Genomic DNA, 16805 nt, shown 5'->3' on the forward strand with positions numbered 1-16805 from the left:
TTTCTTCAACAACCGTCAAGTGTTCGAGTAAGTCCATCAGGGCTGCTAATTGCGAAATGGGCAGCCATTAGATCACAGCATAGAGCTACAACTCAACACGGGCTAAAAAGTACGATCCCGCCCTGCCTTCATGGGAGCCTTATCTTCAGGATTTGGACCTTTCAAAATACCTCCAATATTTTTATAACTTTTAACGACTAATCTCAGTTGCCACCAGAACACGTTTGTTGATACTGTCAGTTTCAATTTCGATGTAGTTCATGCGTACAATACCCACTTCACTGGAGTCAATCGCGCACAAACGCGGTTAAAAGTCCCTTGCAAGCGATTTTTTGTACCCGTCAGTATTCCCACTTTTGATAGTCTTCATTTTCTGATTTCATAGTTTCATATAACCAAACCATACGGTCTAAATACCAACTTTTCCCAAGATATGCCAACGAAACACCAAGGACGGCACCCCACACTGAATAGTAAATAATTGACCAAATCGCTATAACCATACCAACTGATGAAATCGCGTTTAAAATTCCGTACAACGGCGTTTTATGAATGTCAGGTATATCAACATTGTCTCTATTTAAATATACTCGCTCTCCCAAGACTGATTTAGAGGCCCAATTTTTTGTTGAGCGAGGCTTATTAAAAAATATCGGATTGAAGAACATCCACAACAACGAAATTATACCGGGAATAAGGCACCACCAACTTATCCAGATGCGGCTCCAGAACGCCAGCACCAATAATGGGAGAACAGAATATCTCGTCCATACACTCCACGGATTCGCATGCTTCATCCAGTTTTCATCCGTCAACAGGAACGCCTTTGCAATTTTTCTTTCAACTGTCATTTAGTCCCTCTGTTTGCCCCAGCGAGCCTACGCACGGCTACAGTGGGTTGTTAAACGCCGATGTCTAGATAGTACCTAAACGAAGCTTTCATAAAACCATTGTGCTCATAGTATGCCTGCGTTGCTTTGCGAGCTAAAGAAGTAGTGACTTCTAACTGCGCACATGAATGACTCTGTGCTTGAGCTACAGCAAATTGAATCAGCTTTTTACCAATGCCGCTGTGTCTAACATGTTCGTCTACAACAAGGGCCGTTATGCGGCAATTACGTTCTTGAATGGGAAAATAGTAAAAATAGACAAGGGACATGAACGCAACCACTTGAGCTTTTCGTGTTGCAACGAACAAGTCTGAATTGGCTTCTGGTGAGTCAAGCGCAGAAATTAGTCCAGAAAGCTGGCACTCATAACCGAGCTGGCTCAACAGGTTTTGGATACTTTCTGCGTGGGTTGAATTCGCTTTTACAATATCTACCAATGCCAATTTCTCCTTAGCCAATCTAACGTTTACAGCAAGGGATTTTTTTGGTATTACTTGCTGTTTTTGTTAGTTTATGAGTTATACGCCGCTTTAAGTCAACAATGCGGACTTAATTAAACTGATTCCTGCCAGTGCATAAATTTCTTGAAAAAGGATATGTAGCGTCATTTAGCCGTGATAAATTACGACATAATGGCCTTCAAAAAACTGTTAAGTGTTAAGCGTACGGTACTTAACGGGGAATAAATGGAACGCAAACAAGGAGAGAAAATGAGAGGCAAACAAGGAGAGAAAATGAATAAAACATTGTGTGCGGTTGCGTTGTTGACTGCTTTACTAGGTGGATGTGCGACAATTGTTGGAGATAAGACTCAGCTTATGTCAATTGCTAGCACTCCGAGTGATGCAACAGTTCTAATTACGGATGAAAAAGGAGTTCAAGTATTTAAAGGGACTACCCCGACGAGCGTTACCCTTCAAAAAAGTGATGGAACCTACTGGGGCAAAAAGAGCTTCACCGTTGAAATCACCAAAGAAGGCTATGAAAAACGCGTAATTCCAATTACAGCTAGCGCCAACGGGTGGTACATTGCAGGGAATATTGTTTTCGGCGGACTAATAGGCTGGTTCATTGTTGATCCATTGAATGGCGCCATGTACACCTTGTCAACTGAGCAGATCAACGCGACTCTCGGGGAAAAAACCTCAAAAAATAGTACATCGTTGAATGACGGCATTTCTATTGTTTTACTTCAAGATGTACCAGAGTCTTTGCGTGGTCAAATGAAAAGAATTAATTAACTCTAACAAGGCTTGCCGATAATGACTGACATCGGGTCATGGAATATCTTGGGAAGTCTTCGTTACTATGTATAAAATGTATTAGCTCAGACCTGATCTGACAGTTACCCATTTTTCTGGTGTCTCCGTCAGATTAGATTTGAGCTAAATTCTTTTCTGTTAATTCATTGTTCTTTCATTTACACCCAGCTCTCTTTTGCTGAGATTCAATATACTCTTTGAACGAAGAAAATCCCTGAGGTAATGCTGTTGGAAGTTCTGGATTTTTTTCAATTGCCATTAAGTTAAACTCAAGACTCTTTTCATAAGGTGCGCATTCTTTTTCGTGCTGCCCTAAAAAGTGGTAAGCAAAACCTAAATTTAAGTAAGCATTGGTTAAAGCACCAAAGTTTCGTTCTTGAGCGAAATACGAAATAGCTATTTCAAAATATTTTTTAGATTCAATCAGTCTATTCTCATAAGTAACATCCTTGGCAAGAAATCCATTCTCTTTATAGAATTTTTCCCATTTTTGTAATGACGGTGAACGAAAGAAGAAACCATATTCAAGATTAGCTTTACCAAGGCAATTAAAGTCATTTTCTTTAGAGCAAATAGTTATCGCTTCATTAATTAATTTTTCAGCGGGAATAGGTCTTTCTTGCTTACTGAAAAGTTCTTCTGCCCACGCTAATTTTTCCATAGGGTCGTTGGTAACAGGCACTAATGTTGCGGCACAAGCCGTCAACAAAAATCCTAAACATATACAGATTCCATTGCTAATGTAACTCATGTCTATCCTTAAATGTATAACGCTTGTTAATTGACTGCCTAAGCGTTGCGTAGACAGCCCAGTAGAAATCATGCTAGCAGTGGCCGGAACGAAATTAAGGAACTTGTTAGTGAACATAACTCAACACTTATTAGCTTTTATTTTGTGCCCACATTTACAACAATAGAAGTACTGATAAGCCAACTCATTAGAAACCAGCCAAGAGCTTAATCTACTTCTGTTTGATTCAATTTTTCTAACGACAACCCCACTGTGCACCAAGGCTCTCCCATTGCATTGTGGACACTTGTAGATCATGGCAATGATAATTGCAGACCAGCCTAATAAGGTGGCAACGACTAGATAAGGAACAAAGATCTCTTGCACCACAAATATTACCGGCAACAGCAGCAAAAACAACAATCTAGTTGTGGCAAATGCCAACCAGTAGTAGTTGAAAAACAGTTTTGACATCGAGGTCCAACCTAGTTCACATAGCCCCAACAAGCCGCCCACGAGTATGCGCCAGGCACCAATGGCGCGCACTTAATTGGTTTGTTATACGCAGTTATCATTGAACTTGCACTTTTACTGACTCGCGAACAAATTTCGATGATGCACGCTGCAGTAACATAAACTCTTTCATTTCGGCAAGTTGGTCTTTACCAAAAGCTAGTACACCTGCTTTTGGAGAGACCGGTATTCTTAATTCACTGGTTACAACATATGCTGTTGTTCCATCAATAATCACTCTTTGATCGGTAAAAGTACCAAATGGTTTACCCAGTTGATTTGCACACATAATTCTTCCGACGGATGTTTTGTGACCGCTAACATCAATTTCTTGAGGGCCATTAAACAGGACATCAGTACAACCTTGCCTGGAAAGGCCAAACATTTGTTTTTGAAATGACTCTGCTGAAGTTTTCGAGCTTATTGTTAGCATTTGCTCAGTGATTATCCATTTGCTTGTAGCCGGATTTTCACCTTCTGGTACCCATTCTTTTATGTATTGAGAATTATCGGCGCGATCCGATACAACAGACCATTTCATGCTCTGGGGTAAGTCGACATGAACACTGGTGACGTGGGTGCTAGGTGAGGTTGAAGCACAAGAAGCAAGGAAAGCAGTTCCAATTGCCATGAGTACTTTACGCATTATTATCTCCATTTTTGCGTATAACGCCCTGTTTAATGGGCAAAATTATGTTGGCTAACATGCGAAGCGGAGCGAAACCAAGCCAACGTAATTTTATCCACTTCAAACAGATTGTTAAATGGCTTCTAGAACCATGATTCCCACTTTTCAGATCCAGTTGGATGAGCACTAATGCCGTTATCTAGGCCTACAATAAAAGCTTCTTGATGATCTGCACACTGAACCAATTGTTATAAGCCACTTTTAATGACTCTTGATAACCAAACCCACTTTACTCTTTGCGCCAACTTCTATCTTTGGCAAGACATCATCAGCAGTGAATGGCTGCCCATCGGGTCCAACTCCCAGCAAATAGTAGTGCTCACCGTCGATTAATTTATAGTAATAGTACCTGGGCTTTCCACCCATCTTTACATCTGTTGGGTCAAAGACGAATACCATGGAGTTTTTCGGTAGAGACTTCTGAAGGACCTCTAGCGATTCCGGATACTTTCCGTTTTGGGTTTTGTAAAATTCGATAGACTGGACCAACGATGTAATCGTGGTTTCTGAGAGCTTTGCCCTCAAGTCGTCGTAAACTCCACCGCGCTGTACAAACCCAAAATAAAAGAGGGCCGAATACAAAGCAATCGTGAAGAGGATTCCGCAGCCTCCGATAAGCGCGAGCTTCTTTCCCCCAGCTTTCTTTGTGACGAGCCCCCATATGATTGCAACCAAACCGAATAAAATACCTATCAGGGGTATAAACGACATACCACCGATGACAAACGGAAACGTACTTAATTTTTCTTGTTGCTCATTCACGATGCAAAGGCTCCTTACGACTTATAACGCCGCTAGCACACGCGGCTTTGCAGTGAAGGCTAAGCCGCAACGAAAAAGCCGTCGCCGTGCCTAGCCTTGTTAAATGTTTTGGCACCAGACATCCAAAGCACCTTTTGTGTACACACCAGAATTATTGGAGAAAATGCCTTCAACGACCTGCGTCAATTCAGATAATTTCAGTTTGCAGGCGAAAGGCAATTTACCATGCGCTTGACTTACAGCCGATATTCGGATTTGGCCCGCCTGTTCATCAAACCATGAATAGAAAACCATATTGAGACCGCCATTCTTTCTCTGGTAAAGGGCTGCGCAACCACGTAAAAACTCATTTACTGAATCCTTGCCCCACTCTTGGAGCAATTCATCATTGAATCCAAATGAAACCATATTGCATCTAGCTTCTTCATTAATTTCATCTGAAGCGAGAATCACAGTCTCTTCTTCTAGCTCTTCGAGCCATTTTTCCAATGTTGCGTGCATCTTCACCTACATTTAACGCCCGCGTAATAGGCGCGAGCTAGTGAGCGTCCTAATTGACGCGCTTGTTAAGTTTTTATTCAATCTCTCTGACCTCGGATTCTTCGATCACAGCCAGGATTTTATTGGCAACTTCAAATCTCGACTTACTGCTTGTATTAGAAATGTACTTCTTAAGTTGAGAGATAATTGCCATGCGGACCTCGGTAAGCCGCTCTTTTTCCCCACCTACAAAGTCAGTAAATAATTGAACATCAGCTCTTTCTAGCCAACTATCAAGTAGCTCTTCATCATCTTCGAACATACTAACGATCAATTCTGGATTATAAGTAAGCGCCACCTCAAAAAATTCTGTTAACTCCAACCAAACGGCCCCATCACGATTTTTCCATGCCTCTTTAAGCATATCTAGTGATTGTCGGCATTTTTGAGGATTACCTTCTCTTAGTAGCTGAATCACCTTGTTCCGGTTTTTTTCAAGCCATTCATATCCGGAGGACGATGAAACTGCATCAAGTTTTGCAATCAACTCCCTAGAGATATGCAAGACCCTATCTGCCGAACTTTTATCTACTGCATCGATCAAGTGGACAGATTCATTACGCTTTTGCCTTATCTCATTTAAGAAATTAATTTCTTCACCGTTTAATATTTTGTGCTTTTCCGATAGCTGTACTAGCTCAATCATTGACCCTCTTTTCGTTGAAATTCCTCTTGTTTCTAATAGGCGTCTCAATGCAGATTCGACAACTTTGCTTGATTCCAATACAGACATGTCATACATGCCTATATCAGCAAGTTCTTTAGCCCGAGAAAGAATCTCTATATCAACTTTTCGTTCTTGCTGTTTTTCTGCTGCTAAGAACTTTGACTTAATAGACTTCTGTAAAAATGAGTAGATTGCACTGGCAAATATGCTAGAAAGAACACCTGCTAGATAGTTGACTGCGTGTGAAGGGATTTGGCTGGCATACGATGCAACGTAGCTTAAGGATATAGTTATGAGCCAGAACACAAGAAAAACTGGAGGAGTTGCCAATGCAATTGAATAACAAGCATCGCTAATTGCATCGAGTGTTTTAACGTGTTTAGAAGATGCAAACTGAAGAGAGATAAAATACACCGCCAACCCCAGAAAAGCGGTTAGAAATATGTATGCGTATTCAATGGTGATTTTCACCTGAAAAATACTAAATCCGACATCAGAGTTTGAATCCACCAACGGCTTAAACGCAAATACTGCTGCGAGAAGGCCTATAGTAAATCCTACCTTTGTTTTAAAAAAATCATCCACAGAGGTTCCAATCCTTCGTAAACTTAACGCCGCAACCAGCGGCACGAACTTGATGGCGCTTTTGTTGCGCCGTTTGCAAGAAAAGTGACAGCGAGTTTGTGTCCGATTTGAGTTGCTTTGTTATGAGTCATTTTTCGCTACATTTCTCTGCCCAAAAGTGAGCACTTCAGAAAATTTTTGAATTGCTGGATGATTAGCTAGCTGTGCATAATCTGATTTCCACCAGTGTTGTGCTTCAGATATGAGCCACACAACAAATACATGATTCCTAGAATAAAACTCATCTAAAGGAAAATCATCGAAACGTTCCTTTAGCACATGCCCAGGAACCTTATTTCGATATACTCTCAAGTCTTCTGCAAATGTTTCAAATCTGCTTTTTGGCAAGGACGACTCAGGCTTCCCCTTAGCCAATTTTTGTAAATGTGAAGCGATGTATGCTTTTACTACGTCATTTTTCTCTGATTGAGTCTTACTCATATCACGAGCAACACAAGCTTTCATAAACTCATAGAGATGCTGAATAACACGCCCATAACTACTGTACAGATGCACCTTAAAGAGATCGCTGTGCTCTTCTTTATTTTTTAATAGAAAAAACAGAAAAGTACGGTAAGACTGGTCTAGCATTTCAAATTCATAGGCCATTGCCCTAACCAGTTTTTCATCATCTGTCGTCATCGGTTCCTCCTTGACTCATAACGCTTTACTAATGGGCTGCCGCAGCGCAGCGTAGGCAGTCCCGTGGAGGCCACGTTGTTTGTGGCAGTAACGAAATTAAGTAACTTGTTATTTGCTTCCATCTATGGAATGCCCATTTCCCAAAGCTGTTCATTTGTTACATGAACTGTACTGCTATTCGCTGAATATTTGCTACCAATACAATAGCTCTTGCTTATCAAGACACCTGAATGTTGAAGCTGAAAGACCAGTAACTTTTCATCTCCAACTTGATCCAGCCACGCAGACGACTGATATGCTATTCCGTCAATTAGTATTGGCCCAAACTGCATACGTTCGAGTTCTTGCTCAATAGCTTCGATAGCGATGCCTTCAAAGCGGGCTCTCAATTCTTTGAGCTTACGATAGATGTTCGAATCACTCATGGCATATAACGCTCAAAGCAAGCGCGCGGTACGCGTCGCTTTGCCTTTGCTTGTTATATGCGATTGCATTAAATTTTGAACCTCTGAAACGTTTTTTTGGCGATAAATAGCATTAAGCCAAAAAGAGCTAACATGACAAGGCCAAAAGCACCAAAAAACATGGCTATTTCTGTACCTGATAACTCACTGCTGCGAATAGGTTCATTGATATCGAAATTCAACAAGTTACCCAACACATAAACCATTCCAGTGCTTATCGCTGTATAGAATGGCAATAAGACAAGATAAACGCATACCCTAAAAAAGCGTTTCTTTTCGCTAAATGGAGCATCAATTTGGCAGTTGAAATTTGAGCTCAATATCTACTCCCATACGAGCATATAACGATTAGATCAGGGACGATTTTGAGCAAAGCGAAAAATTGATTCCCTGAATCGTCTTGTTTGATCGCAGACTAGGGGGTGACATGAAGCTCCGTTCAAAATGGTTTCTCCCTGAATTTGAATATGTTAGCCCGAAAATATGGTGAGCTAATTGATCGCCTTACCTTGAAGCTTTTGAATCGTTCGTATTAAGCCACGCCTTATACGACGAAGCATTGCTTCAAGGAATAGCATGAAAATCAACTACGCTCAATCTGATTTCGGTCTTAAAACTGTATTTTTATACAGTATTGAACTATGCTTTCTCGGGCTTTCAGATTTACCCGATTTCCTGCGTTCAAACAGTGTATTAGACGACAAAATGTCGGAATATATCACGACATTTTGTCGTTTTTTATGATTAATTATTACCCACTTTATGCGCTTATCTGCATGAAAGCAATCAATAATATTGCAGTTTTCTCGGAAGAATTATTGCGTGAAAAACGACAGATTTATACGGCTTATGAGTAAAAAACGACATCCGGCAGATGCTGTATATTTAACCAGCAATTTTAGACATAAATGACGATGGCAGACGATAAAAACGCTGGCAGTTCTGGTAAATGGTTTGTGCGAACATCATCGGTATAACAGGGATAAATGCGCGGGGACTGACCTGCAGAAAGCGCAGCCAACAATGAGCCTAGGCGAATTTTTCAGTGTAAATTTTATGAGAGCCTGCGTAAGTTCCCAAGTATCAATAAACCAAGGCGAGCCGCTGGATTATTGAGTGAAAGCGCAAGCACTCAACATACCGAACGCGCTCGAAGTGCAGAGACTGCTAACCTCTCAGGTCAACCTCTCGTCTGCTTAGGCCACAGTCTGCTGTGGTACTAAGCGTGACAAGGGTCTTTCCACCTCGCTGTAGTGACACAGCTCTAGCCGTCCATCACGATGTTCCAGCACCGCCGTACAATTCTCCACCCAGTCGCCAGTATTGATATACAGCTGCCCTTGCAGATATTGCAGTTCTGGATGATGTATATGACCACATACCACCCCGGCCACCTGTGCGTTTGTTGCCCGCTGCAATGCCGCTGTACGAAAACGCTGCATGGCTGACTCCGCTTTGCTAGAACACTGTTTTAAGGTACGCGCCACTGACTGGTAAGGTAGTCCGAATAATCGACGTCCCGCATTCCACACGCGATTCAGCAATAGCACCAAGTCGTAAGCATTATCCCCCAACCAAGCATCAAAGCGGCTGGCACACAGCTGGCGATCAAATTCATCACCGTGGATCAGCAGTAATTTACCGTGGGAGGGACTGTCGTAAATGTATTCACGGTGGACTTCTATTTTGTCTACCAAGCCGCCATCAAATCGCCGCATTGTGGCATCGTGATTACCAGGCACATAAATCACGCGTGTCCCGCTGCGGGCTTTATCCACCAGCAATTGAAACACTTGTTGATGGGTAGCAGGCCAGTACCAGCGACGATTAAGTGCCTGCATATCAATAACATCCCCCACAAGAAACAGAAAATCGCTGTGATGTTGTTTGAGAAAGTTCAAGAGATAATCGGCGCGGCAGTGTTTTTCACCAAGATGAAGATCCGATAGCCAGATCGCCCGGCAATAGCGGTTGGTTGAAGTTGCGACTGAGGTCATGGTGGGGTCCTGTACCTGACTTAATTTCAACAGGCGCAGATTAGCCACTGGGTTTGACGCGCTTGTTACCGAGGCTTGATGGTTTTGTGACAATCACTGTAAATGGTGGGCAGTCATCACGGTTAGCCAGAAGGAAATTGTTGCGACTGGCAACAACACAGCAGAAAACACTAACGCGCGGTTGGGCTTGGCTGTCCACTCGCATTAAACGCAATCCGGTATCCAAACAGGCCGTTGTCACTATTGTCAGCCGGAATGCAGTAGTGAAAACCGCTGTCAGCGCCAGAGACCGCTAAGTTGCTGTCAAAATCATCGATAAACCGCTGCAACTGCTCTTGGCTATCGGATTCAAAATACCCAAGACACAAGTCGTCATTGCAAGCTAATTGGTAGTGGTTAAGGTAATGACTTTGGGGGCGATGCAGCACCAGCCCATTAAGCTGTGCTTCTAACGTAGCGGCGGTCATCGATTTATTCATCTCAGCAAGATGTGTTACCAATTCGCTGTAACTTGACGATTGCAGCACTCGCTCCATCAGACGGCTATCAACTCGCTGCCCTCGATGTACCAGTTTGGCAAAGTTAAAACGTCGCGGATTGATCTCCCGAGTACGATCTGCGGCGGGTATCAGCGGTAAATCATCAACATTAGCTAAGGAATCCTTTGCAGTAACAGGGGTTGGCTCGCGGTGCTGCAGCCATTGAGGAACGGCACTGCTGTTTTTTATCTGGATTAACATTACGACTAACAACAATGCCAAAACGATGTAGGCAAGATCGTTAAACAGTTTCATCAACAAGTCCTTTTGTCTGAAACGATTGTGGCTTTTGGGCTCATTTCCAAGACACTATTCTTCCGTGAAACGCCGCAATACACAAGTTCAGGTGTCGGGAGTAACCAGACCGCGACACCTGAGAACATCACTTAGCCACCAAAATCATCCAGTAAGATGTTGTCACGCTCAACCCCCAGGCTTTCCAGCATGGAGATCACCGAGCTATTCATAATGGGCGGGCCACACATGTAATACTCACAATCTTCTGGCGCTTTGTGCTGTTTGAGGAAATGTTCATACACCACGTTATGGATAAAGCCGGTATAGCCCTGCCAGTTATCCTCAGGCAACGGCTCCGACAAGGCAATATGCCATTCGAAGTTTGGATGGGTACGCGCCAGTTCATCAAAATCTTCCTGATAGAACACTTCGCGCAGTGAGCGCGCGCCATACCAGAAGGTCATCTTGCGTTGAGTTTGCCGCGATTTCAGTTGGTCAAAAATATGTGAACGCATGGGAGCCATGCCAGCACCACCACCGATAAACACCATTTCGGCATTGGTGTCTTTGACGAAAAATTCACCGAACGGCCCAGAAATCGTCACAGTATCTCCCGGCTTCAGATTAAAGATATAGGATGACATCTGCCCTGGAGGAATCTCAGGCTTAGGCGGTGTCGCAATGCGCACATTGAGCATAATGCGGCCTTTTTCTGCCGGGTAATTCGCCATCGAATAGGCGCGCATCACCGGCGCGGTAACTTTCGATACCAGTGCAAACAGCCCGTGCTTCAACCATTCATCGCGATATTGTTCATCAATATCAAAGTCACGGTAATGTATTTCGTGGGCAGGCGCTTCAATCTGGATATAACCACCAGCTTTGAAGTTCACCTCTTCACCTTCCGGTAATTTCAGCAACAACTCTTTGATATAGGTGGCGGTATTACGGTTAGACAACACCTGACATTGCCATTTACGGACACCGAAGATCTCTTCTTCCAGCTCCAGTTCCATATCGTTTTTTACCGCTACCTGACAGGCAAGCCGACAGCCAGCCTTGGCGTCTTTTTTGGTGATATGTTCCATCTCTGTTGGCAAAATATCGCCACCACCGGACTTGATAACAACCCGGCACTGGCCGCAAGTACCACCGCCACCGCAGGCTGAGGGCACAAAAATCTCTTTGGAGGCCAGCGCCGCTAACAACTTACCACCAGCGGCGACGGTAACGCTTTTGCTGGCGTCACCATTAATGGTCAACTGCACATCGCCGCTTTGTACCAAACGGCTTTTAGCAAACAGGATCAACGCCACCAGCAAACATACCACCAAGGTAAACATGCCGATGCCAATTAACATTTCCATCTGTATGCTCCTTTGTAGTTACAGAGTGATGCCAGCAAAGGCCATAAAGCCTAGCGCCATCAGGCCGGTAGTGATAAACGTGATGCCAATACCTTGCAGATTCTTAGGGATAGCATTGAATTTCAGCCGTTCACGGATGCCCGCCAGCAGCACAATCGCCAGCGCCCAGCCACTGCCAGCGCCAACCCCAAACACAATGGATTCGCCAAAGTTGTAGTCACGGTTAGCCATAAAAATCACCCCGGCAAAAATGGCGCAGTTCACCGTCAGCAGTGGCAGAAAAATCCCCAAGGTTTGATACAGCACCGGCACGTAGCGATCCAGTACCATTTCGAGGATCTGCACCAACGCGGCTATCACGCCAATAAAAGTGATCAGTTGCAGATAGCTCAGGTCCAGATTGGGCAATCCAGCCCAGGCTAACGCGCCAGGTTTTAATACGTAGCTGTAGATCAGTTGGTTCAGCGGCACCGCCAACACCATCACTACAATTACCGCTATCCCTAAGCCAAAAGCGGTCGACACTTTTTTCGATACCGCCAGAAAGGTACACATGCCGAGGAAGAATGACAGCGCCATGTTGTCGATGAAGGTCGCTTGAATAAACAGATTGAGATAGTGTTCCATCACGACTCCTTAGCGCTGCCGATTGCGGGCGATGTTGATCAGCCAGATGATCACGCCGATCAGGAAAAACGCACTCGGGGGCAACTTAAACATTTCGTTGGGCAAGTACCAACCACCATCAGCCACGGTTTGCAGCAGTTGTTTGCCAAACAATGTGCCCGCACTCAACAGTTCGCGTACAAATGCCACCGATAACAGAATAAAACCGTAACCTGCTGAGTTGCCCAGCGCATCCAGCACCGCCAGATGCGGTGGTTCTTTCATGGCGAAGGCTTCAGCGCGCCCCATCACAATGCAGTTGGTAATAATTAGCCCAACAAACACCGACAGCTGCTTTGACAGCTCGGGGGCTAAATCTTGCAGCACCATATCCACCACAATCACCAATGAAGCGATAATGGTCATCTGCGCAATAATACGCACGCTATTGGGAATAAGGTGGCGGATAAGCGAAATAAACAAATTGGAGCAAACCACTACAAATGTCACCGCCAAGGTCATCACCAAAGCGGTCTGCATCGAGTTACTGACGGCCAATGCAGAGCAAACGCCTAGCACTTGCATCGCCACCGGATTATTGGCAAACACTGGCTGCCACAGCAATTGCCGCGTGGTTAATGTTGCACTCATTTCGTTGTCTCCATCGCTTTCAGTTTGGTAAGCAGTGGCGCAAAACCTTCGTCACCAAACCAGAAACTGATCATATTCTGTACTCCAGCTCCGGTACGGGTGGCCCCGCTGACACCATCAATGCCATTAACATCACCCGGCTTAGCACCGCCTTTAATGATCTTCAGTGCCACCTTGCCGTCAGCATCAAACAACTGCTTACCGTGCCATTTCTGACGCCAGTCTTCGTGATTGATGAAATCGCCGATCCCCGGCGTTTCGCCGTGTTCATAGAACACCACGCCTTCAATGGTATTGAGATCTGGCTGCAAGCCAATAAAACCATAGATGATTGACCACAAGCCTTTGCCATAAATTGGCAATACCCAGCTCTGTAGCTGGCCTTGCGCATCATGCACCCGAAAGATGCGGATCTGGTTAGCGCGGGTTTTGATACGGGCGGTATCTTTGGCAATCTTGCTGGAATGCTCTGGATTGATAGCGGCCATGCGCTCGTCATAGTCCAGCAGATCCTCCTGGGGAACAGTCTGTCCATCTGCCAGTGTCACTAACATGGGCGTGACCCGGGCGCTAAACAGGGTTTTAAAGTTACTGTTGTCGCTCGGGATATTGGCGGCCAACAGCACATTTTGCATCAGCTCATTGCGCTGCTTTGCCAACTTGCGCTCTTTCAGCACACCCGCCGTGCCGGTGATCATAAAGGAGCACACCAGACACAGCACGATGGTGAACAGGAAGGTTCCGGCGACACTGTCTTTATTGAAGGCCATTGCGCTTGATCCTCCGTCTGATGTTAAAACGCGCCACCAACGAGTCCATTAACGGCGCCCACAAGTTAGCAAACAGGATGGCTAGCATAATGCCTTCCGGCATTTTGACGTTGGCAACGCGGATCACCACGGTCATAGCGCCAACCAGCACGCCAAACAACCATTTACCGGGACGGGTGTAAGCGGTGGTAACTGGGTCTGTTGCCATAAACATCATCCCTAAGGCAAAGCCGCCGCTGACCAAATGCCAGGTCCAAGGCATCGCCGTCCAGGCACTGCGACTATTGCCTAAATAGTTGAACAACAGCGTGGTCGCTATCATCCCCAGCATCACCCCGGCAACGATGCGCCAATCTGCCAGTCGCGTCAGCAGCAACAAAGCACCACCTAACAAAATCGCCAGGGTGCTGGTTTCTCCCATTGCCCCAACCTCAAAGCCGAGAAATGCCTGCCACCAATTGCTATCACTGAACGCCTGATACCAGTGGTAATCGCTAAAATGCAGTTTATTGGCCGCTACCTGTGCCAGCGTGGTGGCACCAGAATAACCATCAACCGCCACCAACTGGGCACTGCTGGTGACTTCTGAGGGATAGGCAAAGTAGATAAACGCCAGTCCCGCTAGTGCCGGATTGAGGAAGTTGTAGCCCATGCCCCCAAACAACTCTTTGGCCACCACCACACCAAAACTGACGCCCAGCACCACCAGCCATAAGGCAATGTGCGCAGGCATACACAGGCTAAACAGCAACGCGGTGACAAAAAAGCCCTCATGCAATTCTTGGTGACGCACCTTGGCAAACACCATTTCCCACAGCAAGGTGGTAAGCAAAGCACTGAAGTAAATCGGTAGGAAAAAACTCAAACCATAGGTAAAGGTGCTAAAAAAACCAGACTCTGCGCTCAGAGGGCCAAACACTGATGTAAACAGCGATGCTTGCCAGCCACTGGCGGCCGTGGCTCCGGCTATTAACGCCAGTTTGGCCTGTAAACCGGTGTTATAAATACCGAACAAAATAGCGGGTAGCAGACACAAACCTACCAGCGTCATAGTGCGTTTAACGTCGATGGCATCGCGCACATGCACAGCATCCTGAGTGCTGCCACCATGACCGATAAACAAGGAGCGGAAGAAGTCGCGGATAGTTGAACCCGGTGCGTAGTAGGCGTCCTGAATTTCCGACTTGGATTTTTTCATCAACCTTCCCTCTCAATAATGGTCAGGCAGGCCCGTAATTCCTGACCGTAATCATACTTGCTGGGACACACAAAGGTGCACAGTGCCAGATCTTCTTCATCCAGTTCCAGCGCGCCTAACAGCTGGGCTTCGTCGGTATCGCGCACCACCAAGTCCCGCACCAGCAGTGTCGGCAAAATATCCAGTGGCATCACCCGATCCAGTTGCCCGAATGCCAACATGGCACGTTTGGCACCACCGCTATGGGTAGTCATGGCAAACAGCTTACGCGGCAAAAAACGCGACAACACCGCACCAGTCACCGAAAACAGATCTTTCCCAGGACGTACCCACGGCAATACGCTGGCACGGTGATCTTCTTTAAGCACTGAGACTTGAGGCCGGAAACGGCTGAGATAATCCAGTTCGGCCACCGCGGTAAAACCACCCAATACCGAACCAGACACCACCCGGCAGAGTTCCGGCTGCTGCAGTTCTCCGGCAAGCAACTCACTGATACAAGCGCCGCTGATGGTGCGCAACAACCGCGGATTACTTACCTGTGGGCCTGCCACCGAAATTACTCGGCTGTTATCCAACTCCCCGGTGGTGAACAACTGTCCGATAGCGATAACATCCTGATAGCCGATATGCCAGACTTGGCGCTCCAGCGTGACTGGCAGTAGATGATGGATGTGAGTGCCTACCAACCCGGCAGGATGCACCCCGGCAAAACGCCAGCTTTCCACTTTAGGTAACTCAGCCCCCGGTAAGGCCTCAGGCTTGCCGTCTTGGCATAAAAACAGTTTACCGTCAGTCAGATGCGCCAATACCTGTAGGCCAGCAACAAAATCATCAGCGGCGGCGTTAATAATCGGCCGGGGATCAGCGGCTAACGGATTGGTATCGGTGGCGGTAATAAAAATGGCGGCGGGGACACTGCCGGGTTTAGGAGCGCGCGAGAAAGGTCGCGTGCGCAGCGCCACCCACAGCCCACTTTCCAGCAACTTCTGCTGCACCGCGTCACGGCTCAGTGCCGTCAAATCGGCTTCAGCACCAAAATTGATATAGTCGTCGCCCTCCAGCGTAATCACCACCGACAGCAGGACGCGCCGGTCTCCACGATTAATAGCACTGACCACACCGCTAGCAGGTGCGGTAAAACGCACCCCGGGGTTACTCTTATCTTCAAACAGTGGCTGTCCTTTGCGAACGCGTTCACCTTCTTCCACCAGCATGGTCGGTTTCAGGCCCACATATTCGTGTCCCAACAAAGCCACCCGCGACACCGGTTTGGCCACCTCCACTATTTGCCTAGGGGCACCCGCGATGGGCAAATCCAGCCCTTTGCTAATCGTGATAACACGCTCGGTTAAACTCGACATAGCGTTTGCTCTCATGATTTTTAATTCATCCAATGCTATAGAATCGCTGACTAAATTACCGCCAACTGCATCACACTAGAACGATACATGTAATATAAATACGTAAATTTTTAAATTTATGCGGCAACAACAACTTAAATTAACCTTAAAAGGTAATAAATTTACGTTTTAAATTTCCAGGAATGCTGAACAGAAAGGTACAAACAGAGATGGGCGCCTTCCTGGCATCATTGCTGTCTTTTCCATAACTCATCGGCTAAAACTCACCAGCGAATAAGATAAGCCGGGTTTATG

Annotated in this window: 19 protein-coding genes; 1 reads left to right on the forward strand and 18 read right to left on the reverse strand. The window is 45.7% G+C overall.

The genetic code is table 11. From position 1 onward, the window contains the following. Positions 1 to 341: 341 nt before the first annotated feature. A complete protein-coding gene (locus tag IE064_RS15250; protein ID WP_189618611.1) occupies positions 342 to 851 on the reverse strand; it encodes a DUF6653 family protein in 510 nt (169 codons plus the stop codon). Between the two features lie 50 nt (positions 852 to 901). Further along, positions 902 to 1327 (reverse strand): GNAT family N-acetyltransferase, encoded by a 426-nt coding sequence (locus tag IE064_RS15255; protein WP_229800092.1) that lies wholly within the window; start codon positions 1325 to 1327, stop codon positions 902 to 904. A gap of 249 nt (positions 1328 to 1576) precedes the next feature. Between IE064_RS15255 and IE064_RS15260 the strand changes: the two genes are divergently transcribed. Then, the gene (locus tag IE064_RS15260) at positions 1577 to 2131 is read left to right on the forward strand and encodes a hypothetical protein (RefSeq protein ID WP_229800094.1); all 555 of its coding nucleotides are present in this window, start codon (positions 1577 to 1579) and stop codon (positions 2129 to 2131) included. A 175-nt stretch (positions 2132 to 2306) separates the two neighbouring features. Here the strand turns inward: IE064_RS15260 and IE064_RS15265 are convergent, their stop codons facing one another. The 16 genes from IE064_RS15265 to IE064_RS15340 all read right to left on the reverse strand — a co-directional run bounded on the left by IE064_RS15265 (position 2307) and on the right by IE064_RS15340 (position 16511). Then, the gene (locus IE064_RS15265; protein ID WP_189618613.1) at positions 2307 to 2903 is read right to left on the reverse strand and encodes a tetratricopeptide repeat protein; all 597 of its coding nucleotides are present in this window, start codon (positions 2901 to 2903) and stop codon (positions 2307 to 2309) included. Between the two features lie 550 nt (positions 2904 to 3453). After that, a complete protein-coding gene (locus IE064_RS15270; protein ID WP_189618614.1) occupies positions 3454 to 4041 on the reverse strand; it encodes a hypothetical protein in 588 nt (195 codons plus the stop codon). Between the two features lie 243 nt (positions 4042 to 4284). After that, the gene (locus IE064_RS15275; protein ID WP_229800095.1) at positions 4285 to 4845 is read right to left on the reverse strand and encodes a type II secretion system protein GspG; all 561 of its coding nucleotides are present in this window, start codon (positions 4843 to 4845) and stop codon (positions 4285 to 4287) included. Between the two features lie 99 nt (positions 4846 to 4944). Then, entirely contained in the window at positions 4945 to 5346 is a 402-nt protein-coding gene (locus IE064_RS15280; RefSeq protein WP_189618615.1) for a hypothetical protein, read from the reverse strand. Between the two features lie 73 nt (positions 5347 to 5419). After that, on the reverse strand, positions 5420 to 6637 hold the full coding sequence (locus IE064_RS15285) for a HEPN domain-containing protein (protein ID WP_189618616.1): 1218 nt from the start codon (positions 6635 to 6637) through the stop codon (positions 5420 to 5422). Between the two features lie 120 nt (positions 6638 to 6757). Then, complete coding sequence (locus tag IE064_RS15290; protein WP_189618617.1) at positions 6758 to 7318, reverse strand: hypothetical protein; 561 nt, start codon at positions 7316 to 7318, stop codon at positions 6758 to 6760. Between the two features lie 122 nt (positions 7319 to 7440). Further along, positions 7441 to 7743, reverse strand: a complete 303-nt coding sequence (locus tag IE064_RS15295; RefSeq protein ID WP_189618618.1) for a hypothetical protein — start codon at positions 7741 to 7743, stop codon at positions 7441 to 7443. A 68-nt stretch (positions 7744 to 7811) separates the two neighbouring features. Continuing rightward, complete coding sequence (locus IE064_RS15300) at positions 7812 to 8102, reverse strand: hypothetical protein (protein WP_189618619.1); 291 nt, start codon at positions 8100 to 8102, stop codon at positions 7812 to 7814. An 876-nt stretch (positions 8103 to 8978) separates the two neighbouring features. Continuing rightward, the gene (locus tag IE064_RS15305) at positions 8979 to 9779 is read right to left on the reverse strand and encodes a UDP-2,3-diacylglucosamine diphosphatase (protein ID WP_189618620.1); all 801 of its coding nucleotides are present in this window, start codon (positions 9777 to 9779) and stop codon (positions 8979 to 8981) included. Between the two features lie 170 nt (positions 9780 to 9949). Next, a complete protein-coding gene (locus IE064_RS15310; protein WP_189618621.1) occupies positions 9950 to 10573 on the reverse strand; it encodes a hypothetical protein in 624 nt (207 codons plus the stop codon). 131 nt (positions 10574 to 10704) lie between these two features. Further along, positions 10705 to 11922 (reverse strand): NADH:ubiquinone reductase (Na(+)-transporting) subunit F, encoded by a 1218-nt coding sequence (gene nqrF, locus IE064_RS15315; protein WP_189618622.1) that lies wholly within the window; start codon positions 11920 to 11922, stop codon positions 10705 to 10707. 18 nt (positions 11923 to 11940) lie between these two features. Further along, on the reverse strand, positions 11941 to 12549 hold the full coding sequence (gene nqrE, locus IE064_RS15320; RefSeq protein ID WP_133040381.1) for an NADH:ubiquinone reductase (Na(+)-transporting) subunit E: 609 nt from the start codon (positions 12547 to 12549) through the stop codon (positions 11941 to 11943). Between the two features lie 9 nt (positions 12550 to 12558). After that, positions 12559 to 13179 carry an NADH:ubiquinone reductase (Na(+)-transporting) subunit D gene (locus IE064_RS15325; protein ID WP_133040380.1) on the reverse strand — a complete coding sequence of 207 codons (621 nt, stop codon included), beginning with the start codon at positions 13177 to 13179 and terminating at the stop codon, positions 12559 to 12561. Further along, the gene (locus tag IE064_RS15330) at positions 13176 to 13949 is read right to left on the reverse strand and encodes a Na(+)-translocating NADH-quinone reductase subunit C (protein WP_189618623.1); all 774 of its coding nucleotides are present in this window, start codon (positions 13947 to 13949) and stop codon (positions 13176 to 13178) included. The genes IE064_RS15325 and IE064_RS15330 overlap by 4 nt, the downstream gene beginning before the upstream one ends. After that, positions 13936 to 15147 carry an NADH:ubiquinone reductase (Na(+)-transporting) subunit B gene (locus tag IE064_RS15335; protein ID WP_189618624.1) on the reverse strand — a complete coding sequence of 404 codons (1212 nt, stop codon included), beginning with the start codon at positions 15145 to 15147 and terminating at the stop codon, positions 13936 to 13938. Before IE064_RS15335 ends, IE064_RS15330 begins: the two co-directional genes overlap by 14 nt. Then, positions 15147 to 16511 (reverse strand): Na(+)-translocating NADH-quinone reductase subunit A, encoded by a 1365-nt coding sequence (locus IE064_RS15340; protein ID WP_189618625.1) that lies wholly within the window; start codon positions 16509 to 16511, stop codon positions 15147 to 15149. Before IE064_RS15340 ends, IE064_RS15335 begins: the two co-directional genes overlap by 1 nt. Between the last annotated feature and the right edge of the window lie 294 nt (positions 16512 to 16805).

The organism is Shewanella fodinae, assembly GCF_014651955.1.
In the GTDB taxonomy this organism is placed as follows: domain Bacteria; phylum Pseudomonadota; class Gammaproteobacteria; order Enterobacterales; family Shewanellaceae; genus Shewanella; species Shewanella fodinae.

What these genes read in the sequence shown, in the direction of transcription:
- IE064_RS15250 (WP_189618611.1), bottom strand. Translation starts at nt 851, where the DNA reads ATGACAGTTGAAAGAAAAATTGCAAAGGCGTTCCTGTTGACGGATGAA.
- IE064_RS15260 (WP_229800094.1), top strand. Translation starts at nt 1,577, where the DNA reads ATGGAACGCAAACAAGGAGAGAAAATGAGAGGCAAACAAGGAGAGAAA.
- IE064_RS15265 (WP_189618613.1), bottom strand. Translation starts at nt 2,903, where the DNA reads ATGAGTTACATTAGCAATGGAATCTGTATATGTTTAGGATTTTTGTTG.
- IE064_RS15270 (WP_189618614.1), bottom strand. Translation starts at nt 4,041, where the DNA reads ATGCGTAAAGTACTCATGGCAATTGGAACTGCTTTCCTTGCTTCTTGT.
- IE064_RS15280 (WP_189618615.1), bottom strand. Translation starts at nt 5,346, where the DNA reads ATGCACGCAACATTGGAAAAATGGCTCGAAGAGCTAGAAGAAGAGACT.
- IE064_RS15290 (WP_189618617.1), bottom strand. Translation starts at nt 7,318, where the DNA reads ATGACGACAGATGATGAAAAACTGGTTAGGGCAATGGCCTATGAATTT.
- IE064_RS15295 (WP_189618618.1), bottom strand. Translation starts at nt 7,743, where the DNA reads ATGAGTGATTCGAACATCTATCGTAAGCTCAAAGAATTGAGAGCCCGC.
- IE064_RS15305 (WP_189618620.1), bottom strand. Translation starts at nt 9,779, where the DNA reads ATGACCTCAGTCGCAACTTCAACCAACCGCTATTGCCGGGCGATCTGG.
- IE064_RS15310 (WP_189618621.1), bottom strand. Translation starts at nt 10,573, where the DNA reads ATGAAACTGTTTAACGATCTTGCCTACATCGTTTTGGCATTGTTGTTA.
- nqrF (WP_189618622.1), bottom strand. Translation starts at nt 11,922, where the DNA reads ATGGAAATGTTAATTGGCATCGGCATGTTTACCTTGGTGGTATGTTTG.
- nqrE (WP_133040381.1), bottom strand. Translation starts at nt 12,549, where the DNA reads ATGGAACACTATCTCAATCTGTTTATTCAAGCGACCTTCATCGACAAC.
- IE064_RS15325 (WP_133040380.1), bottom strand. Translation starts at nt 13,179, where the DNA reads ATGAGTGCAACATTAACCACGCGGCAATTGCTGTGGCAGCCAGTGTTT.
- IE064_RS15330 (WP_189618623.1), bottom strand. Translation starts at nt 13,949, where the DNA reads ATGGCCTTCAATAAAGACAGTGTCGCCGGAACCTTCCTGTTCACCATC.
- IE064_RS15335 (WP_189618624.1), bottom strand. Translation starts at nt 15,147, where the DNA reads ATGAAAAAATCCAAGTCGGAAATTCAGGACGCCTACTACGCACCGGGT.
- IE064_RS15340 (WP_189618625.1), bottom strand. Translation starts at nt 16,511, where the DNA reads ATGTCGAGTTTAACCGAGCGTGTTATCACGATTAGCAAAGGGCTGGAT.